This is a genomic window from Pandoraea eparura, from assembly GCF_902459725.1.
Taxonomy (GTDB): domain Bacteria; phylum Pseudomonadota; class Gammaproteobacteria; order Burkholderiales; family Burkholderiaceae; genus Pandoraea; species Pandoraea eparura.
Genome location: NZ_CABPSH010000008.1, coordinates 161,936 through 184,766, shown reverse-complemented (window position 1 = coordinate 184,766; position 22,831 = coordinate 161,936). Strand labels below are relative to the sequence as shown.

Below are 22,831 nucleotides of genomic sequence, written 5' to 3'. Positions count from 1 at the left end.
ATCGGCGTGGGCCACACTCTTGCCTGCTTCGGGATTTCCGCAGGAGAACAGATTTGCTACGTCGTGCTTTTTTCATTTTTGTGACTTTGCTCGGTGCGCTCGGCGCGATGCGCACCGCCGATGCCTTGCCCTGGCAGATCACGCCGAAATTCCTGGAGGCGTCGCAGGTGCTGACGCTGGCCCCGGTCAGTCACGTTGATGGCCGGTTCGACGTTGTCGGCCATGTTGCCAAGGACTATTACGTTTATCGTCATTCGCTGCGCGCGGAGGATGCGTCGGGCAGCCCCGTGGCACTGACGCTCTCGGCAGGGTCGACACACACGGACGAGTTCTTCGGCGAGACCGAGATCTATACCGGTGATGCATTGCGCTTGCACCTGCCTGCAACGACGCCCGGTCCGGTGACGCTGCACTGGCAAGGCTGCGCCGATGCCGGCATCTGCTATCCGCCGCAAACGATGACGATCGCCTTGCCTGCCAGTCTGGCCTCGGGCACTCTCATCCCGACCATCCCGGCCATCCCGCCCACATCGGCCAGTCCCGATGCCTCTGCCGCCTCGCTTGCCTCCGTCAGCCCGGTGCCCCCTTATCCCCCCGCGACTCCCACAACTTCTGCAACGCCCGCCGACGATAACGCCGCGCCCGCCACGCCGCTCGCACAGGACCAGGCGGCGGCACAACGACTCGCCTCGCTGGGCCCTATCACCGGCACGCTACTGTTCTTCGGCTTCGGCTTGCTGCTCGCCTTCACGCCGTGCACGCTGCCGATGATCCCTATCGTCTCGACGATGATCGTGGGCAATCGTCCGGCGCCGTTGCGCGCGCTCGCACTCTCGCTGTCGTACGTGCTGGCGATGGCGCTGACGTATGCGTCGGTGGGCGTCGCGGCGGGCCTGGCCGGCGCGAACTTGCAGGCGACGCTGCAATCGCCCTGGCTGCTCGGCGCGTTCGCAGGCCTCTTCCTGGTACTGGCCGCCTCGTTGTTCGGGCTGTTCGAGCTGCGTCTGCCGGCCTTCGTGACCCATCGACTCAACGCCACGGGGCAGTCGCGTCCCGGCGGCAGCCTCGCCGGGGCGGCTGCGCTCGGGTTCCTCTCGGCGCTGCTCGTCGGTCCGTGCATGACGGCCCCGCTGGCCGGCGCGCTGCTGTACATCGGCCAGACCGGTAATGCGTGGACAGGGGGCATCGCGCTGTTCGCGCTGGGTGTCGGCATGGGACTGCCGTTGCTGGCCATCGCCCTGTTCGGCGCGCGGATTCTGCCGCGTCCGGGGGCGTGGATGGTGCGCGTGCGGTTCGCGTTCGCGTATGTCATGACGGGCATGGCGATCCTGATGTTGAGCCGCTTCCTGCCCGGCAGCGTCAGCCTGATGCTGTGGGGCGCGCTCGGCCTCGGGCTCGCCGTCGGTCTTGGCGCGTGGGCGTGGGCGATGCGCGGTCGGTCGCCGGGATGGACACTGCTGTTCGCGTCGGCGTTGGCCGGCATCTGGTCGGTGCTGATGCTCGTGGGCGCGGCGTCCGGCAGCGACGCCGTGCTAAGCCCTCTCGCACGGGCGAGCACGGCCTTTGCGAATGGCGCGGCCCCGCAAGGCGGCAAGCCGTTCGAATACGTGAGCGTCAAGTCGGCGGAGGATGTCGATGCCCGCCTCGCCCAGGCGGCCGCGAACGGTCAATGGACGCTGATCGACTTCTACGCCGACTGGTGCGTGAGCTGCCATGTCATCGAGCGCAATGTGTTCGGGGATCCGACGGTCGCCGCGCGCCTCGCCAGAATGCAGGTGCTGCGCCCTGACGTGACGAAAAACGACACGATCGACCAGGCCCTGATGAAGCGCTGGGGAGTGCTCGGCCCGCCCACGCTCATTCTCATCGATGCGAACGGCACGGAGGTGCGCGCCCAGCGCATGGTCGGCGAACTGGATGCGCGCAGCTTCCTGCGCCATCTCGACGCCGCGGGGGCCGCATGACCACGCTTGGCCCGTTTTCCGTGCAGACGGTCGCCGTGGCTGCGGCGGCCTTGTTGGCGTGGCTCGTCGCGCGCTGTCTCCCGCGTGGCACAGACGCCTCGGCGCGCCGCTCGGCGGCGAGCGTGCTACTCGACGCGCTCTTCGTCGGCCTGCTTGCCGCGCGCGCCGCCTACGTGCTGCGCTGGTGGCCGGACTACGCCGCGGCACCGCTTTCCATCATCGCGATCGGCGACGGCGGGTTTACGGTCTGGGTCGGGCTGCCCGTCGCGCTGGGCTGGGCGCTGTGGCGTGTGCGCCGTCACCCAGCACAGCGTCGCCCGATGCTGCGTGGCTTCGTCGCGGGCGTGGCGCTCTGGGGCGCTGCACAAGTGGGGCTGAGCGCCGTGCAGCGCGCCGCCCCGCCGCTGCCGTCGCTCACGCTCGCGACGACCGACGGCCGGCCCGTCGCGCTCGACGCGTATCGCGGCAGCCCCGTCGCGATCAATCTGTGGGCGAGCTGGTGCCCACCGTGCCGTCGTGAAATGCCCGTGCTGGAAAAGGCGCAGGCGGACTATCCCGGCGTGAAATTCCTGATGATCAATCAGGGCGAAGCCCCGCATACGGTCGACGCGTTCGTGCAGTCGCAAGGCCTGCGCTTCGATCACCTGCTGCTCGACCCGGCCTCGCAAACCCTGCAGGCGGCCGGGGCCCGCGCCCTGCCGACGACGTTGTTCTTCGATACGCAGGGGCGTCTCGTCGATGCGCATCTGGGCGAACTGAGCGCGGCGCGTCTGCGCGATACGCTGCATGGACGCCTTCATCAATCTCAGACACCGCCGGCGCGCTGAGCGTCATCGACGTCTGTACCGAAGTGTGTCGCGCGTGCACCGAGCGCCGCGCGAACGTTGGCTGCGGCGGCACGCACCGGTGCCGCGCGGGTCGAGCGTCTGTGGGCGGCCCCTCGGACGGCCCCGGCGCGGGACCCCGCCAGACATTGCAGAATCGTCGAACGACCGCCGCCGGGACACGTGCATTCTTGCGAAAAATGGCTCGATCGCGCGAGAAACCCGCCGAATGACCGCTTTTTGCGCCGCCCCGCCCACGACACCCCGCAGATACTGCTACAATCGTCGTCACTATGAAGTCGCTTCAGTCTTCCCCCCTCCTCTGGTCGCCTCTGACCGCCGCCCTGCGCTGGTGGCGGTAACCCGCCACGTCCATCTCATCCCCATAGCGCCCTCCCCCGCGGATCGCGAACTCAATGTGGGGGCACGCTCAGGGGGAATTCGCAAATCTCATGCGTTCGACAATCCTTTGTCACCCGACGAACAGGGACCATCATGCTGCTGATGATCGACAACTACGACTCGTTTACCTACAACATCGTCCAGTACTTCGGTGAACTGGGCGAAGACGTGCGGGTCTTTCGCAACGACGAAATCACGCTCGACGCCATCGCCGAACTCGCCCCCGAGCGCATCTGCCTCTCGCCGGGCCCGAGCTGTCCGGCCAACGCGGGCATCACGCTCGACGTGCTCAAGCGCTTCGCCGGCGAGATCCCGATCCTGGGCGTCTGCCTCGGCCATCAGGCGATCGGCGAAGCCTTCGGCGGCAAGGTCGTGCGCGCCCAGCAAATCATGCACGGCAAGGTGAGCGAGATCGAGACCACGCAACAAGGCGTGTTCGCGAATCTGCCCAAGCGCTTTACCGTCACGCGTTATCACTCGCTGGCCATCGAGCGCGCATCGCTGCCCGACTGCCTCGAAGTCACCGCCTGGACGGACGACGGCGAAATCATGGGCGTGCGTCACAAGACACTCGATGTCGAGGGCGTTCAGTTCCACCCTGAGTCGATCCTGTCGGAGCACGGCCACGACGTGCTGCGCAATTTCCTGCAAGCCGCGCCGCGCGTGGCGCAGGCCGCATGAGCGCATGACCCGAGCGAGCCGCGCAAGCCAATTGCGCCACCCGAGCCGATCCGACCGACAAGAGACCCAGCCATGATTACCCCGCAAGAAGCCCTGCAACGCACCATCGAGCACCGTGAAATCTTCCACGACGAGATGCTGCACCTGATGCGTCTCATCATGAAGGGCGAGATTTCGCCGGTCATGTGCGCGGCCATCATCACCGGCCTGCGCGTGAAGAAGGAAACCATCGGCGAAATCGCAGCGGCCGCGCAAGTGATGCGCGAATTCGCCAACCACGTCGACGCGCCCCCCGGCGAGCATTTCGTCGACATCGTGGGCACCGGCGGCGATGTGTCGCATACCTTCAACATCTCCACCGCCTCGATGTTCGTGGCGGCAGGCGCCGGCGCGAAGGTCGCCAAGCACGGCAACCGTGGCGTGAGTTCCAAGTCGGGCAGCGCCGACGTGCTCGAAGCGCTGGGCGTGAACATCATGCTCTCGCCCGAGCAGGTCGCCGAATGTCTGCGTGAAGTCGGCATCGGCTTCATGTTCGCGCCGAACCACCACCCGGCGATGAAGAACGTGGCGGCCGTGCGCAAGGAAATGGGCGTGCGCACGATCTTCAACATTCTCGGGCCGCTGACCAATCCGGCCGGCGCGCCGAATCAGTTGATGGGCGTATTCCACCCTGATCTGGTCGGTATCCAGGTGCGCGTGATGCAGCGTCTGGGCGCCGAACACGTGCTCGTGGTCTACGGCAAGGACGGCATGGACGAAGTGTCGCTCGGCGCCGCGACGCTGGTGGGCGAACTGAAGGACGGCAAGGTCACCGAGTACGAGATTCACCCGGAAGACTTCGGCCTGCAGATGGTGAGCAATCGCGGCCTGAAGGTCGGCAGCGCCGACGAATCGAAGGCGATGCTGATCGACGCACTCGACAACAAGCCGGGCACCGCGCGCGAGATCGTCGCGCTCAACGCCGGTACCGCGCTGTATGCAGCCAACCGTGCGGCATCGATCGGCGATGGGATTCGGTTGGCGCGCGAATCGATCGCCAGCGGCGCGGCGCGCGCGAAGCTCGACGAGTTTGTCGCCTTCACACAGCGATTCAAGGGATAGGGCGTGACGCCGGTACCACCGACGGTACCGCATCGGCCCCTCCCGATTTCGATTACGACAGGCGTCGTTTCCGATGACGCCGATCACATTCCGTAGCACCCGAGTCATCCATCGATATGTCTACCGTTCTCGACAAGATCCTGGCCGTCAAGGCTGAAGAAGTCGCCGCTGCGAAGCGCGTGCGTGACCTCGCGAGCCTGCGCCGCGACGCCGAAGCCACCGTCGCCGACAGCGCGCTGCGCGCACGCGATTTCGTGGGCGCAGTGCGCGCCAAGCTCGACGGCGGATTGGCCGGCGTGATCGCCGAGATCAAGAAGGCCAGCCCGTCGAAGGGCGTGATTCGCGAGCATTTCGTCCCGCCGCAAATCGCCGAGTCGTATCAGAAAGGCGGTGCGGCCTGCCTGTCGGTGCTCACCGATGTGCAGTTCTTCCAGGGCTCGCCCGAGTATCTGAAGTCCGCGCGCGCCGCCTGCGATCTGCCGGTGCTGCGCAAGGACTTCATGATCGACGCCTACCAGGTGTACGAGGCGCGCGAGATGGGCGCCGACTGCATTCTGCTCATCGCCGCGGCGCTGGAGCTGGCCCATATGCGCGATCTCGAAGCACAAGCCCACGAGCTGGGCATGGCGGTGCTCGTCGAGGTGCACAACGGTCAGGAGCTGGTCGCCGGGCTCGAGCTGAGCACGCCGCTGCTGGGCATCAACAATCGCAACCTCCACACCTTCGACGTGTCGCTCGACACGACGCTCGGTCTGTTGAAACACATTCCGGACGATCGTGTGGTCGTGACGGAGTCGGGTATTCTGTCGCGCGACGACGTGACGCGCATGCGCGCGGCGGGCGTCAATGCCTTCCTCGTCGGCGAAGCCTTCATGCGCGCGCCGGAACCGGGCGAGGCGCTCGCCACGCTGTTCGACATGCCCCGCTGATCCCCTGCCACGCGCCACGCGAGCGATCGGTGGCGCGGCGTCCTTCTCACAGGAGCGGCCCCGATGGCCATCGAACGCGAACTCAAACTGGCCCTCCCGGGCGATCTGTCAGCCGAGCGCGCCGACGCGCTGATTTCCCACCTCGACCGTTTGCCTGGGGCAGAAGCCCGGGGGGAACGGCATCTCGTCAATCGCTATTTCGACACGCCCACGCTGGCGCTCGCGCAAGCGAAGGCAGCGCTGCGGTTGCGTTTCGTGGCGCGCGACGGCCACCCCGGACAATGGCTGCAAACGCTCAAGTCGGTGGGTGAGGCGCGCGACGGGCTGCATGTGCGTCACGAGTGGGAGCAAGCGGTGCAGGGCGAAGCGCTCGAACTCGCGCCGCTGATCGCCGCTTGCGACGTGCCCGGCACGGCGGATCTGCTGCGCACCGAGGGAGCGAATGTCGTCGCACAGTTCGAGACGAATTTCGTACGACGCCTGTGGCGCTATATCGCAGGAGACGGGACTGTCGTCGAGATTGCATTCGACCGGGGCGAAGTCGCGGTGCAAGCCGATGGCACGCGTCATACGGAACCGCTAGTGGAGGTAGAACTGGAACTGCTCGACGCCCCGGACGACGACCGCGAGGGGCAAGGCGAACGCATTCTGCATGCGCTCGCGCAGGAACTGCGCGACGTCCTGCCCGAATTGCAGAGCGACAACGTGAGCAAGGCGCAGCGCGGGTATCGTCTGCGGCAAAAGGTGCTCGGTCGCTGAGTGTCCCGCTCGGATACCGGCGCGACACACGTTGCACTCGCTCAAGTCCACTCAAGCCCACTCAAACGACGCATCGAATGACCTCACGCTCACGCGCAGCATCCCTGTCGCCTGCCGATGAACGGCAACGCTCGCTGTTCGACGACCCGACGCCAGTGGCAGGAACGAACGACACGACGGCTTCGCCGCAGCTCCCCGCCGATGTCGCTGATGTCGCTGGCGTCGTTGCTCCCGCCGTTCCCACCGCGCCATCACCGCGTCGACGCGGTCGTCCGCCGAAAGCGGGCGCGCCGGTGACGTCTGCATCGAAGCCCGTCACGTCAATCGCCGAGTCGGTAGCCGCGAGCGCTGACATCGCCGGCCCACTCAAGGGGCGCGTCGAAGATCAGTTCGCCGCCTTGCCCGGCGAGTGGAAGACATTGGTCGCACCATTCGTCCAGAGCGACGCCTATGCACCGCTGTGTCGCTACGTCGACGCCGAAGTCGCCGCCGGCAGAACCGTCTACCCGGCGGACATCTTCCACGCGCTGCGCATGACGTTGCCCGCCGACGTGAAGGTCGTGATCCTCGGGCAGGACCCTTATCACGGCGACGATCACGGCATCGCGCAGGCGCACGGCCTGGCGTTTTCCGTGCAACGCGGTGTGCGCGTGCCGCCGTCGCTGAGAAACATCTACAAGGAAATCGAGCGCGACCTGGGGATCGCTGCGCCGCCGCACGGCAATCTCGATGCCTGGGCGAAGCAGGGCGTGCTGTTGCTCAACACGACGTTGACCGTGGAAGCAGGCAACGCGGCGAGTCACGCGAAGCCGTTCAAGAAGGGGGGATGGCAAGCTTGCACCGACACGCTACTCAAGGGGCTGGCCGCGCAGCAAGGGCCGCTGGTCTTCCTGCTGTGGGGCAGCCATGCGCAGGCCAAGGCGCCGCTGCTTGCCGGTCACGCTCACCTGCTGCTCGAAGCCCCGCACCCCTCGCCGCTCTCGGCACATCGCGGCTTCCTGGGCTGCGGCCACTTCAGCGCCGCCAATGCGTTCCTCGAACAGCACGGCAAAACGCCCATCGACTGGCACCTGCCAGCGTAAGGCGTAGGGGCTGAGGCGTAAGGCCTGAGGCGCAGAGCGTAGTGCGGTTGCGGGGGTGACTCAGTCGCTCGATGACGCGTAAATTGGCGTCAGTGTGCCCATCGCGCCCTGCTGATAGCGGCGTGTGAGCGCCACGAGGTCGCTCTCGTCGCGCGCTGCGAAGTTGCCGCGATAGACCACGGGTTCGGCGAGCGGCTCGCCGCCGGCGAGCATGAGGCGTGCGCCGGCGCGTCCGGCCAGTTGCCACGCCCCGGGCGGCAGCAACATCGCTTGCGCACCGGCGCCTTCCGCCCGTAAGGCATGATTGGCCAGCGCCGCCTCGCCCTGCGCGATCAATGCGACCCAACGACGACCATCGCACGGGATCGTCAAGGTGCGCAACCCGTCGTCGCGCCAGTCGAGCTGCAGCAGCGTCGTGCGCTCACCTTCGGCACGGGCGACATGATGCTCGCCCCACTGCCCGCAGATCAACGTCAGGTCAACCGCGCCTTCGCGCCAATGCGGCATGGCCTCGGCGCGCACCACGGTTTGCGCGGGCGCGCCGCGCGCATGGCGGCCAGCGCGGCTCACGATCATCCGTATGCCGCGCGCCGTACCGTCGGCGCTCTCGGGAATGTCCTCGTGTACCGTGCCGCAGTTGGCTTCGAGCCAGAGCAGATCGCCGGCACGCAGCCTGTCGTCGCCGTGATGGGCGTGACGGCAGCGCAGCGACGTCGTGGATTCGGGAAACAGGTAGGTCGCCACCACGCATCCGGCATGCGGATGAGGCGGTATGCACGCGCCGTGACGACGGAAGCGATCGATCGACAGAAACGGATCCGTTTCGGCGACCTGATCGAAAACGCCCGCCCCCGCAGCCGCGGCGCAGCGGCCGGGCTGGGTGACGGGAAGCACGCGCGGGATGGCGCTCGCGTCGGCGTGAGCCGCCGGACGCTTCGTCTGACGCGGATGCAAGGGCGTCGGATGGGCCATGGGGGTACCTGCGCGTGCGGGAGGCAGCGGTAACGGTGGTAACAGCGATAGCAGCAGCGTCGGCCCGAGGGCTCAGAGCGCTGCGATGGCTTCGCGCGCGTTCGCGAACCCGGCAGCCGCCGATTCCGGACCACGCGCCAGGCCTTCCGCGAAGATGAACGTCACGTCCGTCATGCCCAGAAAGCCAAGAATCGTCTTGAGGTACGGGGTCTGGCTGTCGGCCGGCGTGTCCTTGTAGTTGCCGCCGCGGGCGAACGCCACGATCACCTTCTTGCCCTGGATCAGGCCTTCCACGGTGCCATCTTCACGATAGCGGAAGGTCACGCGGGCACGGGCGATCCAGTCGAAGTACGCCTTCAGTTGCGACGGCACCTGGAAGTTGTACAGCGGCACGCCGAACACGACATAGTCGGCGGCCTGAATTTCGGCGATCAGTTCGTCGCTGCGGGCGATGATGGCGTTTTGTTCGGCCGAGCGCTGGTCTTCCGGCGTGAAAAACGCGCCGATCACGGCTTCGTCCAGGTGCGGCACGCCATCGGCCAACAGATCGCGCACGACGACCTTGGCACCCGGGTGCTTCACGGCCAGTTGCGCCACGGATTCGTTGGCGAGCGTGGTCGAGTTGGCGCCTTGCGAACGGGCGGCGGAATTGATTTGCAGAATCGTGGTCATGTCACTGGCTCCTGAGCCTGGGGGTTCGAAAATCCGTCCGCGCTGGCCCCCGTCTCGGGATTGCCGTGAATGGCGCGTCGGCTTGGTATGAATTCTAGTTACCCACAAAAATGAAACAAGCCGGTAAAATCGAATTGTTTGTTCCCATTTTGGAACAATGTGCGCCATCCCTCCCCCTTTGCCGGATGGTCGCGTCACCGAGGAGCGTGCGCGATGATTGACGATCTGAATGACATGCTGATCTTTGCGGAGGTCGTGCGCTCCGGCAGCATCACGCGGGCCGGCGAGCGGCTCGATCTGCCCAAGGCGACGGTGAGCCGGCGTCTGTCGCGACTGGAGACGCGGCTGGGCACGAAGCTGCTGCACAAGACCACACGGCGACTGGAACTGACCGAAGTGGGCGAGGCGTATTACGAGCGTTGCCTGCCGATTCTCGAGGAAGTGGAAGAGACGCGAGACTTCGCGTCGCAGTTGTCGAGCAAGCCGCGCGGACGGCTTCGCATTACGGCGCCCGGCGACCTGGCGGTGCAGTGGCTGGCCGTGCCGCTCGCGACATTCTGCGCCGCCTACCCCGAGATCACGGTGGATGTCGATCTGAGTTCGCGACAGGTCGATCTGATCGCCGAACGCATCGACGTGGCCATTCGTGCCGGACAACTCTCCGATTCCACCCTCGTGGCGCGCCCGCTCCTCAAGCTCACGCGCAGTCTGTATGCCAGCCCGCTGTATCTGAGTGCGACGGGGTTGCCCGCCACGCCCGATGAGCTGGCGGGACATCGCTTCGTGATCCTGCAGGGCGCGCGGCGTCTGTTCAACGCGGACACGCTGCACAAGGGGCGCCAGCGTGCCGACATCACCATGCACGGGGCGATCCAGGTCAACAGCATGGGGATGGTCAAAGAGATGACGGTGGCAGGCAGCGGCATCGCCGCGCTGACGGATATCCTGGCCGAGGATGCGTTGCGCACCGGCCGTCTGATCAAGGTGCTGCCCGAGTGGTCGTTACCGTCCAGCCCGGTGCATCTGGTCACGCCGTCGCGGCGCTTCCTGCCGCGCAAGACGCAGGTCTTCATCGAGCACATGCTCGCGGTCGCCAAGTCGTGTCCCGAGGAGAACCGGGACCCGACGGTGCCAGGCTGACGGGCGCGGCCCTTCAGCCGCTCAGCCCCTCATTGCGTCAGGCCGACAGCCACTTGTCGCGACGCTGTGCCGCGGGGCGATCGCGCGTCTCGGCGATGCGATATTTCGAAATCTCCGGCGCGTCGAGCGTGAGCGCGGTCTCGCGCAACGCATCACGGCGGAACGCATGGACCGTCACCCGGTTGCCCGGCCGATAGCGCTCGAGCAGCTTGTCGAGATTGGCGTGCGTCACGCGCAGCCCGTCGATGGCGACCAGCACATCGCCCGCCGACAATCCGGCAGCTTGCGCCGCGCCCCCGTCGAGCACCTGCGAGAGCGTGAGGTCGTCGCCGCGCTTTGCCGTCTTCACCCCCAGCGCCGGACGACCGTCCTCAGGCGTGACCGGTTCCAGCGTGAGACCCACGCGTTCGAGCAGCGTCTTGATCGGCAGATCGCGCGTGCCGTGGATGGCCGTGGCAAAGAAATCCGACAGGTCGAGTCCCGAGACTTCCTCGAAGAACGGCTGCACGGCGTCCTCGTCGATGCCCACGGGCGCGCCGCGGTAGAAATCGCGGCCATAGCGTTGCCACAGCGCGCGCATGATGTCATCGAGCGACTTCTGGCCGCGCGTCTTCGAACGAATCGTCAGATCGAGCGCGAGCGCGACCAGCGAGCCCTTCGTGTAATAGCTGACGATGGCGTTCGGTGCGTTTTCGTCCTGACGGTAGTACTTCGTCCAGGCATCGAACGAACTCTCGGCCACGCTCTGCTTGAGACGACCGCTGCCGCGTAACACGCTCGCCACCGTCTTGGCGACGAGGTCGTAGTAGTCGGCGGGGGCGATCACGCCACTGCGCACCAGCATCAGATCGTCGTAATAGGACGTGAAACCTTCGAACAGCCAGAGCAGCCGCGTGTACACCTCGCGATCGAGCACATACGGCGCGAACACCGCCGGCTTGATGCGCTTGACGTTCCACGTGTGGAAATACTCGTGACTGACCAGACCGAGGAAGCCGCGATAGGCCTCGCTCATGCGCGCCTGTCCCTGCACCGGCAAATCGTTGCGGCTCGCGAGCAGCGCCGTGGAGGCCCGGTGTTCCAGACCGCCGTAGCCCTCGCCGAGCGTCATGAGCAGGAAGACGTAGCGCGACATCGGCACGCGCGCGCGCGAACCGGCGCCCGGCTCGAACAACCGGATCTGCGCTTCGCAGATCTTCTTCATGTCGCGCAGCAAGCGATCGAGATCGAGATTCGGCACCGGGCCTGTGATGGCGACTTCGTGCGTCACGCCGCAGGCCTTGAACGTGCCGTGCACGAAGGTCCCCATCTCAACCGGCGAGTCGATCAGCTCGTCGTAGTCGGCGGCCAGGTAGCGCCCGAAGTCGAGCGCCGCCGTGCCTTCGGCCGGCGTCAGCGCGCTCGCGACGCGCCACGCCTTGAACGCCGCACCGCGCGGGCGCAGCACGTCGACTTCACACGGTGACTGTTCCTGGCCTTCGACGCGCAGGAACACGCTCGTGCCGTTGAAGAAGCCGTGCGTGTCGTCGAGGTGCGCGGCGCGCACGGACAGGTCCCACGCGTACACCTCGTAGGTCACGATCAGCGTGCCCTTGCACGGCGCCGCCTGCCAGGTGTGCTTGTCGAGCTTGTCGAGCGCCACCTTGCGGCCGCGGCACGTCGCGCCGATCGTCACGATGTTGCGAGCGAACTCGCGCACCATGTAGCTGCCCGGAATCCATGCGGGCAGCGTGAACCGCTGCCCTTCGGGGGCGGGATGCGAGACCGTGACGGTGACTTCGAACAGATGCGCGGCGGGCGACTTCGGAACAATCGCATACCGGATGGCAGGCTGGGCAGACGTGGCTTTCATGAGGTGGCGGCTTCTTGTTGTCGGGACGCTCGGTTACTTGAGCGTGGCGAGCGCCTTTTCCAGGGCTTCGGCGGGCACGGCGCCCGGCAGACGGCGGCCGTCGGACAGAATGATCGTCGGCGTACCCGTCACGTTGAACCGATGGCCCAGCGCCACGTTCTGCGTCACCCCGTCGTCGTTGCACGTGGCCGCGGGGGTCGGCGGCAGCTTCTTGTCGAGCATCCAGTCATGCCATGCCGTGAGTCGATTCGGGGCGCACCAGATCGCCTTCGACTTCGCGTCAGAGTCCGGGCCGAGCACCGGGTAGAGGAAGGTGTAGACCGTGATGTTGTCGAGCTTCGACGTCTTGAGCGTTTCCTCGAAGCGCTTGCAGTACGGGCAGTTCGGATCCGAGAACACGGCGACCTTGCGGCTGCCGTTGCCCTTCACGTACTTGATGGCGCGATCGAGCGGCAGCTTGGCGAAGTCGATCTTGTTCAGTTCCGACTGACTCGCTTCGGTCAGGCTCTGACGCGTCTTCGTATCGACGAGGTTGCCGCCGACGATCACGTATTTCGCCTTCTCGTCGACATAGATGATGTCGCCGCCGACCCCCACCTCAAAGAGTCCGGGGATGGGCGTGCGGGCCACCGACTTGACAGGGGCGTCGGCGCCGAGCGTCTTCTGCACGGCGGCCTTCACGCGGTCGAGCGCTGCGTCGGCCTTGTTCTGCGCGACGGCGAGCGTCGTGACCGTCGCGGCGCAAACTGCCGCCAGACCGAGCGCTGCGAGCGCCGCGGCGCGATAACGTTGCAACATCGAATATCTCCAGTAGGGTGTCGAGCCAGCGGTGCGTCGGGCACGCGCGGTATCGACCGGCATGGGGTGGAACGGGCCGGAACAGGCGCCCGACGGGGTCAGCCCAACGCGCGGCCGATCAGGAATTTCTTGACGAAGGGCAGCACGTTCACGCTGTCGAGCCCCGCGTTGCGCACGAATCTGGCCAGCGGATTGCGCGTGGCAAACAGCTTGTGCAGGCCGTCCGTCGTGAGCGCCATGCTGCCGATGTCTTCCTTGCGGGCGCGCTCGTAGCGACGCAATACCGCCGCGTCGCCGCAATCGCGGAACGATTCGCGGCCGGCGAGCGCGTCGCCAAGCGCCGCCACGTCGCGCAATCCGAGGTTCATCCCCTGGCCCGCGAGCGGATGCACGACGTGCGCCGCGTCGCCGACCAGCGCCACGCGCGGGGCGATCAGGCGTTTGGCCTGCGCGAGCACGAGCGGGAACCCCTGGGCGCGCGATGAGACCGGCGTGAGTTGACCGAGTTCAACGTTCGAGAAAGTGCCGACGCGTTCAGCGAGATCTTTGGGATCAAGCGCGAGCAACGCCTGGGCGTGATCCTGGGCGGCGGACCAGACAAGCGAGACGTGCTGATCGGGCAGGGGCAGCAGCGCGATGATCTCGCCGTCGTGGAACCATTGGAATGCCGTGTCGCGATGCGCCCGCTCCGCGCGGAAATTGCACACCACGCCGAGTTGCTCGTACGGACGTACCGAGCCGTCCAGCCCGGCGGCGCTGCGCACCCACGAGTGGGCGCCGTCGGCACCGACCACGAGCGACGCGCGCAGGGTCTTGCCGTCCGACAGACGCACCGAGGCGGCCGCGGCATCGACTTCGAGCGCGTCGGCGCGGGCGTCGAGCCATTGCACTTGCGGGGAGAATCGCAAGGCGGCGTCGAGCGCGCGTTCGAGGTTCGACGATTCGGCGATCCAGGCGAGTTGCGGCACGGCGGCCTGGTACGCGGAGAAATGCAAGCTGCCACGCTCGTCGCCGAAGACTTCCATGTCGTAGACAGGATTGACGCGTGCGGGGTCGACGGCCTGCCAGACGCGCATGCGCTCGAAGAGCGCCTGCGAGCTGGACGAGAGCGAGTAGATGCGGGCGTCCCACAGATCGCCCATGGCGGGCGCGGCCGCAGCCGGCTGGGCGAGCAGTGCGACGGACAGGCGTGCCTGCGAAAGCAGCAGGGCGGCGGCCTTGCCGACCAGACCGCCACCGACGACGACGACATCGTGCGTTTGGCTGGAGGTGTGCGTTAGAGACATGCGGCGAATACCGCGCCAGCGCCTGAATCGCGCGAGCCGGCTGGTTCAGAAAACGAGATGCCGTATTGTCGCACGCCTGCCGCGCAAACGACGCCCGGTCGCCCGGGGGCGGGCTGTGGCACAGCGTCGCGCGCCACGGGCCGGCGCTATACTGGCGCGCATATCGAATATCAGACAGGGAGTCCGTCAATGCGCCTCGACAACGAATCCGAAAGCGACAACGTCGAAGATCGCCGAGGGGGCGGTTTCGGGGGACGCACCACCATTGGCATCGGCACGATCGTGGTGGCGCTGGCCGCCTCGTATTTCTTCGGGATCGATCCGCGCGTGATCATCCAGGGCTCGCAGATGCTTCAGGGGCAGACATCGTCACAGCCCCAGTCCGCGCCGAACGCCACGCCAGCCCACGATCCCAAGACGGTCTTCACCCGCAAGGTGCTCGGCAACATCGAGCGAACGTGGGCGACGGTATTCCCGCAGCAAGTGAACCGCCAGTACGTGGCGCCGAAGTTGGTGCTTTTCTCTGGCGCGACGCCCACGGCATGCGGCACCGGACAAACGGCGATGGGGCCGTTCTACTGTCCGGGCGACAGCAAGGTGTACATCGATCTGGCGTTCTATGACGAGTTGCGCCAGCGCTTCGGCGCGGGTGGCGACTTCGCGCAGGCGTACGTGATCGCGCACGAAGTGGGCCATCACATCCAGAATCTGCTGGGGATTTCCGAGAAATTCGATGAGGCGCGGCGCCGCATGAGCGAGGCGCAGGCCAATGCGTTGTCGGTGCGACTGGAATTGCAGGCCGACTGCTTCGCTGGCGTCTGGGCGAACAATGCCGAGAAGGCCAACCAGCAGTTGCTGGAGCCGGGCGACGTCGAGCAGGGGCTGAAGACGGCGGCGGCGATCGGCGACGACCGGCTGCAGCAGCAGGCGCAGGGCCGCGTGGTGCCGGAGTCGTTTACGCACGGCACGAGCGCGCAGCGCGTGTATTGGCTTCGCCAGGGGTTGCAGTATGGCGACATGCGCAAGTGCGACACGTTCTCGGCGAAGTCCCTGAGTTGAGCGGTATCCCGGGCGGTGGGCGTCAAGGGGGCTGGCTCAGAACTGGAACGAGGCTGGCACCTTAGCCCCCAGGGCGCCGTTGGCGGCAGAACGGGTACAATAGCGGACTTTCCGCGACGCAATCACCGGCGCAGTCCACGGCGCTCTCCCGGCGCATCCCAGGCGCACCCCCGGCGCACTTGTCGGCGCATTTATCGGATTAGACAGGATTTAGCATGAGCCTCAAATGCGGCATCGTCGGCTTGCCCAACGTCGGCAAGTCGACCCTTTTCAACGCGTTGACCAAAGCGGGCATCGCTGCCGAGAACTATCCGTTCTGCACCATCGAGCCGAATGTCGGCGTGGTGGAAGTGCCGGACCCGCGTCTGGGCAAGCTGGCCGAGATCGTCAAGCCAGAGCGGATCATGCCGGCGACGGTCGAGTTCGTGGACATTGCCGGCCTGGTGGCGGGCGCGTCCAAGGGTGAGGGGTTGGGCAACCAGTTCCTCGCCAACATCCGCGAGACGGACGCCATCACGCACGTCGTGCGTTGCTTCGAGGACGAAAACGTCATCCACGTGGCGGGCAAGGTGAATCCGATCTCGGACATCGAAGTCATCAACACCGAGCTGGCGCTGGCCGACCTGGCCACGGTCGAGAAGGCGTTGCAGCGCTACACGAAGGCGGCGAAGTCGGGCAACGACAAGGAAGCCGCCAAGCTGGTGGCGGTGCTGGAAAAGGTGGCGCCGGTGCTCAACGAAGCGCGTCCGGTGCGCTCGATCAAGCTGTCGGACGACGAGCTGGCGCTGATCAAGCCGTTCTGCCTGATCACGGCCAAGCCGACGATGTATGTCGCGAACGTGAAGGACGATGGCTTCGAGAACAATCCGCATCTGGAAGCGGTGCGCAAGTACGCGGAAGCCGAGAACGCGCCGGTGGTGGCGGTGTGTGCGGCCATCGAGGCGGAGATTGGCGATATGGACGACGCCGACAAGGCGGAATTCCTGGCCGACATGGGCATGGACGAGCCGGGCCTGGATCGCGTGATCCGCGCGGGCTTCAAGCTGCTGGGTCTGCAGACATACTTCACCGCGGGCGTGAAGGAAGTGCGCGCCTGGACGATCCACGTGGGCGACACGGCCCCGCAGGCCGCTGGCGTGATCCACACCGACTTCGAACGCGGCTTCATTCGCGCGCAAACCATCGCCTTCGACGACTACATTCAGTTCAAGGGCGAACAGGGCGCGAAGGAAGCGGGCAAGATGCGCGCCGAAGGCAAGGAGTATGTCGTGCACGATGGCGATGTCATGAACTTCCTGTTCAACGTCTGACGCTGTAGCCTCGCCAGACAACGAATACCCCGGCCATCGCGCCGGGGTGTTTTGTTTTTGGGATACTGAAACCGTCGCGCGTTCCTGCGCCCTCTCATTGGCCTCCACGCGACAACCGCCGCGTCAATCAATGTCCGCCGGGCACGAACTCCGGTTTGTCACGCGACGTGTCGCGCGAACGGTCGACGGCGTTGGTCGGCACCAGCAGCAACAGCAGCACGACCCCGATCGAGATCGCCAGGATCGACAGGAACGTGAGGTGCAGCGAATGTTGCAGCACCGCGCGAATCGCCTGATCGGCCAGCGTCGACACGCCCCGGTCTTCCAGCACATGACGCAACTGGTCGGAGGTGACCGGCGCCAGCCCGCTCGAATGCGTCAAGCCGAAGTTCAGCACGGCGCCGAAGAGCGTCGCGCCCAGCGTGCTGCCCAGGTTCCGCGAGAAGATGTTCGATGCCGTGGCACTGCCGCGCTGCGACGGATCGACCAGCTCCTGAATCAGCACGAGCGCGCTCACGCTGCCCGTGCCCATCGAAAAGCCCATCAGCAACGACCCGAACCCGGCCAGCAGCGGCGAGCTGCTCGGCCCAAGCAGCGCGAAGACGATCCCGCCCACCGGCATCAGCAGGCTGCCGCCCACGAGAATGCGCCGCAGGCCATAGCGCGTGAAGGTCTTGGCGGCGACCGTCGAGCCGATCGGCCAGCCGACCATGATCATCGTGAGCGCCATGCCCGCCACGACCGGCGTCTGGCGCAACACCCCCTGCGCATACATCGGCAGGAAGGTCGTCAGCCCCATGAGCACCATGCCCGAGAGCAGCGTCGCCGCATTCGCCGCCGCAATCGGCCGGCGCTTCCACAGCGCGAACGAGATCATCGGGTCCTGCGCACGCCGCTCCTGCCAGACGAACAGCAGCGACGCGACGGCGCACACCAGCACCCCGCCCCAGACGTGCGTGTCGGAGAAGGCGTTCGCATCAGTCAGCGCGATCATCAGCGCCGCCACGGCAATCGCGAAGAACACGGCCCCCAGCGCGTCGATGCTCGGCCGCTGGCGCGGCGCCGCCTCGTGCAGATAGGCGACGAACCCGGCCGCCGCCAACAGACCGATCGGAATGTTGATCCAGAAGATCCAGGACCACGACAAGTCGCGGATGATGATGCCGCCGAGCATCGGCCCGAGCACCGCCGAGATGGCCCACACGCTCGCCAGATAGCCTTGCACCTTGCCGCGCTCGCTGATCGGGTAGTAGTCGGCGATGATGGTCAGGCTGACCGGCTGGATGCATGCCGCCCCTACGCCCTGCAACAGGCGGAAGACAATCATCGCCGGCATGGACCACGCCAGCCCGCCCCCCAGCGAGGCCACCAGGAACACGGCGATGCCCACAAGCATGACCGGCTTGCGACCGTAGAGATCGGCCAGCTTGCCGAACACCACGGTCATGGCCGTCTGCGCGAGCAAAAAGGCAGAGAACACCCAGCTATATAAGTGCAGACCGCCAAGCTGGGCGACGATTTGCGGCATGGCCGTCGAAATGATCGTGGCCTCGATGGCAACCATGGAGGTCGCTGCCATGACGGATGCCACGATGAATGGCCGCATGGAGGGGCGTGTCGCAGACATGTGTGCTTTTGATGTGGGGGAAATCGGCGGAATCTGGTGACGCGACTTGCGAGGCGTGAGCGCCGCCCCCCTGTCGGGCGCAGCGCTCACGCCGGATGGCGGAAGGCGGGATCGAACGTGGCGGCAATGCCGCCCACGTCGTCAAGACGACTTGGGCCAGGCGATGGCGTCAAGCATAGCCGAATGCGGGAAAACGCGTACGGCACCCGCCGGGTGCGGCCTAACGTCGCACCAGACGCAACAGCGCGAGCAGCACGATGGCGCCGATAGTGGCCGTGATGATGCGCCCGAGCGTGCCGTACCCGAGCGCAATGCCCAAATGCCGCAGCAACCAGCCACCGACGAACGCGCCGATCACGCCCACGACCATGTCGCCAAGGATGCCGAAGCCGCCACCCACCACCAGGCTGGCGAGCCAGCCGGCCACCAGCCCCACGAGCAAGAGCACGAGAAGATGCATGAAATGCGCCGGTGCGCCGCGTCAGGCCGCGCGGTTGCGCTTGATGGCGCCGTAGATCACCAGCAGCACGATGGCGCCCACGATCGACGCGATCCAGCCGGCCGACTGACCTTCGGTGTAGAGATGGAGGAACTGTCCGGCATATTTGGCGAGCAACGCGCCGCCTATGCCGAGGATGACGGTCATGATGATGCCCATGCTGTCCCGCCCGGGATGCAGGGCGCGCGCAATGAGGCCGACGACCAGACCGACAACGATAGTGCCGATGATGCCCATGACGTCTCTCCAAGGATGGGAACCCGAACGCAGTATAGCCCCGAAATCGGACGATTCGGCAAGGGTGTCGCACGCCTGCGTCCGCCCCCTCCGGATCGCGAGCGATACCGCGGGACGCCGGGCAGCGCCATCCCGACAAGACCAAGGTGACCCGGCTCTGCCCTGATTGCCCTGATTGCCCCGGCCGTCCGGGCTGGCCGAGGAAGCGGGCATAACCGACGATATGCCGGGTATAAGGGATGCGTATTTGTCAAAACCGGGCGGCTGCGCGATCATGGCACATCGCTGTCCCGGCGCGCAGGGCACGCGGTGCCGCCAAAACGGGCATCGCGTCGACGCGCTATAATCAGCGGTTATTAGATCCCCCACATCATGCAACTGCTCGCTCTCGGCCTGAACCACCACACGGCGCCCGTCTCGCTGCGCGAACGGGTGGCGTTTCCGTTCGAGCGGATCGAGCCGGCGCTGGCGGGTCTCAAGGGCTTGTGGACCGGCAGGTCGAGCGCCGCCGAGGCCGCCATTCTGTCGACGTGCAATCGCACGGAAATCTACTGCGCCACCGACGACGCCACGGCCCGCGAGCGCGCCGTGCACTGGCTGGCCGAGTTCCACAACATCCCGGCCAGCGACCTGGCCCCCCATCTGTACGCCCTGCCCCAGTCTGATGCCGTGCGTCACGCGTTTCGCGTGGCGAGCGGGCTCGACTCGATGGTGCTGGGCGAGACGCAGATCCTCGGCCAGTTGAAGGACGCCGTGCGCACCGCCGCCGAGGCAGGCGCACTGGGCACCTATCTGAACCAGCTCTTCCAGCGCACGTTCGCCGTGGCCAAGGAAGTGCGCGGCCAGACCGAGATCGGCGCGCATTCGGTCTCGATGGCCGCCGCCGCGGTGCGACTGGCGCAACGCATTTTCGAAAGCATCAGCACGCAGCAGGTGCTGTTCATCGGCGCGGGCGAAATGATCGACCTGTGCGCCACCCACTTCGCCGCGCAGAACCCGAAAGCCCTGTACATCGCCAATCGGACCGCCGAGCGCGGCGAGAAGCTCGCCGAACGGCTGGGCGGCACAGCCATCCGCCTGTCCGAGCTGCCGCAGCGCCTGCACGAGTTCGACATCGTCGTGTCGTGCACGGCCAGCACGTTGCCCCTGATCGGCCTGGGCGCCGTCGAGCGTGCCATCAAGGCCCGCAAGCACAAGCCGATGTTCATGGTCGATCTGGCCGTGCCGCGCGACATCGAGCCGGAAGTCGGCCGTCTCACCGATATCTTCCTGTACACCGTCGACGATCTCGGCACGGTCGTGCGCGAAGGCAATGCGCTGCGTCAGGCCGCGGTCGCGCAGGCCGAGGCGATCATCGAGACACGTGTGCAGCACTTCATGCAATGGCTCGACGCGCGCAGCGTCGTGCCCGTCATCCGCGACATCCACGGCACGGCCGAGGCCATGCGCCTCGCCGAACTCGAGCGTGCCCAGCGCATGCTCGCGCGCGGCGACGACCCCGCCGCCGTGCTTGAAGCCCTGTCCCAGTCCCTCACCAAGAAATTCCTGCACGGTCCGACCCACGCGCTCAACACGGCGCGCGGCGATTCGCGCGAGCAAATCCTTCACCTCATTCCCGAACTGTTCCGCACCTCGGGATCTGCCGACAAATAGATGAAAGCGAGCATGCAAGCCAAGCTCGACCAGTTGACGCAACGTCTGGTCGAGCTTGATGGCCTATTGAGCCAGGGCGACGTCACGCGCGATCTGGACAACTACCGCAAGCTCACGCGCGAACACGCCGAGCTGGCCCCCGTCGTCGAGCAATATCGTCACTACCGTCAGGCCCAGAGCGATGTCGCGGCAGCGCAGGAGATGGCACTCGACCCCGAGATGCGCGAATTCGCCGACGACGAAGCGGCCAGCGCCCGGGCGCGCATGGACGACATGGAAGCCTCGCTGCAACGCATGCTGCTGCCGCGCGACCCCAACGACGAGCGCAACATCTTCCTGGAAATCCGCGCGGGCACCGGCGGCGACGAATCGGCACTGTTCGCGGGCGACCTGCTGCGCATGTACACGCGCTACGCCGAACGTCATCGCTGGCAGGTTGAGATCATGTCGGCCAGCGAATCGGATCTGGGCGGCTACAAGGAAGTCATCGTTCGCTTGATCGGTCAGGGGGCGTACTCCCGCCTCAAGTTCGAGTCGGGCGGCCATCGCGTGCAGCGCGTGCCGGCCACGGAAACGCAGGGCCGGATTCACACGTCCGCCTGCACGGTGGCCGTCATGCCGGAAGCCGACGACGTCGCCGAAGTCGACATCAACCCGGCCGATATCCGCATCGACACATTCCGCGCGTCGGGCGCCGGCGGCCAGCACGTCAACAAGACCGACTCGGCGGTGCGTATCACGCACTTGCCGACAGGCATCGTCGTCGAATGCCAGGACGACCGCTCGCAGCACCGCAACAAGGACAAGGCGCTCAAGGTGCTGGCGGCACGCATCAAGGACGCCCAACTGCGCGCCCAGCAAGCCAAGGAAGCCGCCACGCGCAAGAGCCTGATCGGCTCGGGCGACCGCTCGGAGCGCATTCGCACGTACAACTTCCCGCAAGGGCGGATGACGGATCACCGCATCAATCTCACGCTCTACAAGCTCGAATACATCATGGACGGCGATCTCGACGATCTGATCAACGCCCTCGTCACCGAGCATCAGGCCGAGCAACTGGCGTCGCTGGGCGAGGCCGCCTGATGTCGCACGGTGCGCACGACGCCGGGCACGACGTCGCCACGGTGGCCTCGTTACTGCGCGAGCCGGGGCTGCCGCCGCTGGAGTCGCGCATCCTGCTCTCGCACGTCCTCGGCTGGTCCTGCACGCAACTGATCACCCGCGACCGCGAGCCGCTGGCGCCCGAGACGCTTGCCGTCTACCGCACGCTGCACGCACGCCGCGTGGCGGGTGAACCCATCGCGTATCTGACCGGCACCCGGGAATTCTTCGGCCTGACCCTGACGGTCAGCCCGTCCGTGCTGATTCCCCGGCCGGAGACCGAATTGCTCGTGGAGCTGGCGCTGGCGCGTCTGGACGGCCGCCGTGCGCCGCGTGTGCTCGATCTGGGCACGGGCAGCGGCGCGATTGCGCTGGCTATCGCGCACAGCCGCCCCGACGCCCAGGTGACGGCGCTTGACCGCTCGCCCGACGCGCTCGACGTTGCTCGCGAGAACGCCCGGCAACTCGGGCTGGCCGAGTGCGTTACATTTCTCGCCAGCGATTGGTATGTCGCATTGCCGGCCAGCGCTGCGCCATTCGACGTCATCGTCTCGAATCCACCGTACATCGTGTCGGGCGACGACCATCTCTCGCAAGGGGATCTGCGCTTCGAACCCGTCGATGCCCTGACGGATCACGCGGACGGTCTCGCCGCCTTGCGCACAATCGTGGCCGGCGCGCCCTCGCGCTTGCTGCCGAACGGCTGGCTGCTCTGCGAGCACGGCTACCACCAGGCCGCCGACGTACGTGCGCTTTGCCTGGCCGCGGGCTTTGCCGACGTCGCCTCCGAGCGCGACCTCGCCGGCATCGAGCGCACCACGGGTGGCCGGCGCGTCTGAGCGCGCGCCGACGGACGCGGCGGAAAACCGCTAAAATGCCGGAT

At 66.4% G+C, this 22,831-nt stretch carries 21 protein-coding genes; 13 read left to right on the top strand and 8 right to left on the bottom strand.

Features of this window, described 5'->3' with window-relative positions:
- The first annotated feature begins 53 nt into the window (after window positions 1-53).
- The 7 genes from dsbD to PEP31012_RS16650 all read left to right on the top strand — a co-directional run bounded on the left by dsbD (window position 54) and on the right by PEP31012_RS16650 (window position 7,742).
- The gene (gene dsbD / locus PEP31012_RS16680; RefSeq protein WP_425494966.1) at window positions 54-1,964 is read left to right on the top strand and encodes a protein-disulfide reductase DsbD; all 1,911 of its coding nucleotides are present in this window, start codon (window positions 54-56) and stop codon (window positions 1,962-1,964) included.
- Window positions 1,961-2,791 carry a TlpA disulfide reductase family protein gene (locus PEP31012_RS16675; protein WP_150590423.1) on the top strand — a complete coding sequence of 277 codons (831 nt, stop codon included), beginning with the start codon at window positions 1,961-1,963 and terminating at the stop codon, window positions 2,789-2,791. The genes dsbD and PEP31012_RS16675 overlap by 4 nt, the downstream gene beginning before the upstream one ends.
- Window positions 2,792-3,283: 492 nt before the next feature.
- A complete protein-coding gene (locus PEP31012_RS16670) occupies window positions 3,284-3,871 on the top strand; it encodes an anthranilate synthase component II (protein ID WP_150590422.1) in 588 nt (195 codons plus the stop codon).
- Between the two features lie 72 nt (window positions 3,872-3,943).
- A complete protein-coding gene (gene trpD / locus PEP31012_RS16665) occupies window positions 3,944-4,972 on the top strand; it encodes an anthranilate phosphoribosyltransferase (protein WP_150590421.1) in 1,029 nt (342 codons plus the stop codon).
- Window positions 4,973-5,088: 116 nt separating this feature from the next.
- Window positions 5,089-5,901, top strand: coding sequence for an indole-3-glycerol phosphate synthase TrpC (gene trpC / locus PEP31012_RS16660; protein ID WP_150590420.1), 813 nt, complete (start codon window positions 5,089-5,091; stop codon window positions 5,899-5,901).
- A 63-nt stretch (window positions 5,902-5,964) separates the two neighbouring features.
- Window positions 5,965-6,660 (top strand): CYTH domain-containing protein, encoded by a 696-nt coding sequence (locus tag PEP31012_RS16655; RefSeq protein ID WP_150590419.1) that lies wholly within the window; start codon window positions 5,965-5,967, stop codon window positions 6,658-6,660.
- 77 nt (window positions 6,661-6,737) lie between these two features.
- Window positions 6,738-7,742, top strand: a complete 1,005-nt coding sequence (locus PEP31012_RS16650) for a uracil-DNA glycosylase (RefSeq protein WP_150590418.1) — start codon at window positions 6,738-6,740, stop codon at window positions 7,740-7,742.
- Between the two features lie 60 nt (window positions 7,743-7,802).
- On the opposite strand, the gene PEP31012_RS16645 is transcribed toward PEP31012_RS16650, so the two are convergent.
- Together PEP31012_RS16645 and PEP31012_RS16640 are read right to left on the bottom strand one after the other, a co-directional pair.
- A complete protein-coding gene (locus PEP31012_RS16645) occupies window positions 7,803-8,714 on the bottom strand; it encodes a pirin-like C-terminal cupin domain-containing protein (RefSeq protein WP_150590417.1) in 912 nt (303 codons plus the stop codon).
- Between the two features lie 72 nt (window positions 8,715-8,786).
- Window positions 8,787-9,386 (bottom strand): FMN-dependent NADH-azoreductase, encoded by a 600-nt coding sequence (locus PEP31012_RS16640; protein WP_150590416.1) that lies wholly within the window; start codon window positions 9,384-9,386, stop codon window positions 8,787-8,789.
- Between the two features lie 213 nt (window positions 9,387-9,599).
- Between PEP31012_RS16640 and PEP31012_RS16635 the strand changes: the two genes are divergently transcribed.
- Window positions 9,600-10,526, top strand: coding sequence for a LysR family transcriptional regulator (locus tag PEP31012_RS16635; protein WP_150590415.1), 927 nt, complete (start codon window positions 9,600-9,602; stop codon window positions 10,524-10,526).
- 37 nt (window positions 10,527-10,563) lie between these two features.
- Here PEP31012_RS16635 and PEP31012_RS16630 read toward each other — a convergent pair whose 3' ends face one another.
- From PEP31012_RS16630 to PEP31012_RS16620, 3 genes are all read right to left on the bottom strand, one after another.
- Window positions 10,564-12,378 (bottom strand): M61 family metallopeptidase, encoded by a 1,815-nt coding sequence (locus PEP31012_RS16630; protein ID WP_150590414.1) that lies wholly within the window; start codon window positions 12,376-12,378, stop codon window positions 10,564-10,566.
- A 33-nt stretch (window positions 12,379-12,411) separates the two neighbouring features.
- Complete coding sequence (locus tag PEP31012_RS16625; protein WP_150590413.1) at window positions 12,412-13,176, bottom strand: DsbC family protein; 765 nt, start codon at window positions 13,174-13,176, stop codon at window positions 12,412-12,414.
- 98 nt (window positions 13,177-13,274) lie between these two features.
- Entirely contained in the window at window positions 13,275-14,462 is a 1,188-nt protein-coding gene (locus tag PEP31012_RS16620; RefSeq protein ID WP_150590412.1) for a UbiH/UbiF family hydroxylase, read from the bottom strand.
- A 189-nt stretch (window positions 14,463-14,651) separates the two neighbouring features.
- Here PEP31012_RS16620 and ypfJ point away from each other — a divergent pair, with 189 nt between their 5' ends.
- Together ypfJ and ychF are read left to right on the top strand one after the other, a co-directional pair.
- Window positions 14,652-15,521 (top strand): KPN_02809 family neutral zinc metallopeptidase, encoded by an 870-nt coding sequence (gene ypfJ, locus PEP31012_RS16615; protein WP_150590411.1) that lies wholly within the window; start codon window positions 14,652-14,654, stop codon window positions 15,519-15,521.
- 215 nt (window positions 15,522-15,736) lie between these two features.
- Window positions 15,737-16,831, top strand: a complete 1,095-nt coding sequence (gene ychF, locus PEP31012_RS16610) for a redox-regulated ATPase YchF (RefSeq protein WP_150590410.1) — start codon at window positions 15,737-15,739, stop codon at window positions 16,829-16,831.
- 127 nt (window positions 16,832-16,958) lie between these two features.
- Here ychF and PEP31012_RS16605 read toward each other — a convergent pair whose 3' ends face one another.
- From PEP31012_RS16605 to PEP31012_RS16595, 3 genes are all read right to left on the bottom strand, one after another.
- Complete coding sequence (locus PEP31012_RS16605; RefSeq protein ID WP_150590409.1) at window positions 16,959-18,458, bottom strand: MDR family MFS transporter; 1,500 nt, start codon at window positions 18,456-18,458, stop codon at window positions 16,959-16,961.
- Window positions 18,459-18,678: 220 nt separating this feature from the next.
- On the bottom strand, window positions 18,679-18,918 hold the full coding sequence (locus PEP31012_RS16600) for a GlsB/YeaQ/YmgE family stress response membrane protein (protein WP_150590408.1): 240 nt from the start codon (window positions 18,916-18,918) through the stop codon (window positions 18,679-18,681).
- Between the two features lie 21 nt (window positions 18,919-18,939).
- Entirely contained in the window at window positions 18,940-19,194 is a 255-nt protein-coding gene (locus PEP31012_RS16595) for a GlsB/YeaQ/YmgE family stress response membrane protein (protein ID WP_150590407.1), read from the bottom strand.
- Between the two features lie 372 nt (window positions 19,195-19,566).
- Between PEP31012_RS16595 and hemA the strand changes: the two genes are divergently transcribed.
- Genes hemA through prmC form a run of 3 tightly spaced genes read left to right on the top strand, consistent with a single transcriptional unit; the run spans window position 19,567 to window position 22,787 of the window.
- Entirely contained in the window at window positions 19,567-20,847 is a 1,281-nt protein-coding gene (hemA, locus tag PEP31012_RS16590; RefSeq protein ID WP_150590406.1) for a glutamyl-tRNA reductase, read from the top strand.
- Window positions 20,848-21,930 carry a peptide chain release factor 1 gene (prfA, locus tag PEP31012_RS16585; RefSeq protein ID WP_150590405.1) on the top strand — a complete coding sequence of 361 codons (1,083 nt, stop codon included), beginning with the start codon at window positions 20,848-20,850 and terminating at the stop codon, window positions 21,928-21,930.
- Window positions 21,930-22,787, top strand: coding sequence for a peptide chain release factor N(5)-glutamine methyltransferase (gene prmC / locus PEP31012_RS16580; RefSeq protein WP_150590404.1), 858 nt, complete (start codon window positions 21,930-21,932; stop codon window positions 22,785-22,787). Before prfA ends, prmC begins: the two co-directional genes overlap by 1 nt.
- Window positions 22,788-22,831 lie beyond the last annotated feature (44 nt).

Coding starts and splice junctions, on each gene's coding strand:
- PEP31012_RS16675 (WP_150590423.1), top strand. CDS start 1,961: ATGACCACGCTTGGCCCGTTTTCCGTGCAGACGGTCGCCGTGGCTGCG.
- PEP31012_RS16670 (WP_150590422.1), top strand. CDS start 3,284: ATGCTGCTGATGATCGACAACTACGACTCGTTTACCTACAACATCGTC.
- trpD (WP_150590421.1), top strand. CDS start 3,944: ATGATTACCCCGCAAGAAGCCCTGCAACGCACCATCGAGCACCGTGAA.
- trpC (WP_150590420.1), top strand. CDS start 5,089: ATGTCTACCGTTCTCGACAAGATCCTGGCCGTCAAGGCTGAAGAAGTC.
- PEP31012_RS16655 (WP_150590419.1), top strand. CDS start 5,965: ATGGCCATCGAACGCGAACTCAAACTGGCCCTCCCGGGCGATCTGTCA.
- PEP31012_RS16650 (WP_150590418.1), top strand. CDS start 6,738: ATGACCTCACGCTCACGCGCAGCATCCCTGTCGCCTGCCGATGAACGG.
- PEP31012_RS16645 (WP_150590417.1), bottom strand. CDS start 8,714: ATGGCCCATCCGACGCCCTTGCATCCGCGTCAGACGAAGCGTCCGGCG.
- PEP31012_RS16640 (WP_150590416.1), bottom strand. CDS start 9,386: ATGACCACGATTCTGCAAATCAATTCCGCCGCCCGTTCGCAAGGCGCC.
- PEP31012_RS16635 (WP_150590415.1), top strand. CDS start 9,600: ATGATTGACGATCTGAATGACATGCTGATCTTTGCGGAGGTCGTGCGC.
- PEP31012_RS16630 (WP_150590414.1), bottom strand. CDS start 12,378: ATGAAAGCCACGTCTGCCCAGCCTGCCATCCGGTATGCGATTGTTCCG.
- PEP31012_RS16625 (WP_150590413.1), bottom strand. CDS start 13,176: ATGTTGCAACGTTATCGCGCCGCGGCGCTCGCAGCGCTCGGTCTGGCG.
- PEP31012_RS16620 (WP_150590412.1), bottom strand. CDS start 14,462: ATGTCTCTAACGCACACCTCCAGCCAAACGCACGATGTCGTCGTCGTC.
- ypfJ (WP_150590411.1), top strand. CDS start 14,652: ATGCGCCTCGACAACGAATCCGAAAGCGACAACGTCGAAGATCGCCGA.
- ychF (WP_150590410.1), top strand. CDS start 15,737: ATGAGCCTCAAATGCGGCATCGTCGGCTTGCCCAACGTCGGCAAGTCG.
- PEP31012_RS16605 (WP_150590409.1), bottom strand. CDS start 18,458: ATGTCTGCGACACGCCCCTCCATGCGGCCATTCATCGTGGCATCCGTC.
- PEP31012_RS16600 (WP_150590408.1), bottom strand. CDS start 18,918: ATGCATCTTCTCGTGCTCTTGCTCGTGGGGCTGGTGGCCGGCTGGCTC.
- PEP31012_RS16595 (WP_150590407.1), bottom strand. CDS start 19,194: ATGGGCATCATCGGCACTATCGTTGTCGGTCTGGTCGTCGGCCTCATT.
- hemA (WP_150590406.1), top strand. CDS start 19,567: ATGCAACTGCTCGCTCTCGGCCTGAACCACCACACGGCGCCCGTCTCG.
- prfA (WP_150590405.1), top strand. CDS start 20,848: ATGAAAGCGAGCATGCAAGCCAAGCTCGACCAGTTGACGCAACGTCTG.
- prmC (WP_150590404.1), top strand. CDS start 21,930: ATGTCGCACGGTGCGCACGACGCCGGGCACGACGTCGCCACGGTGGCC.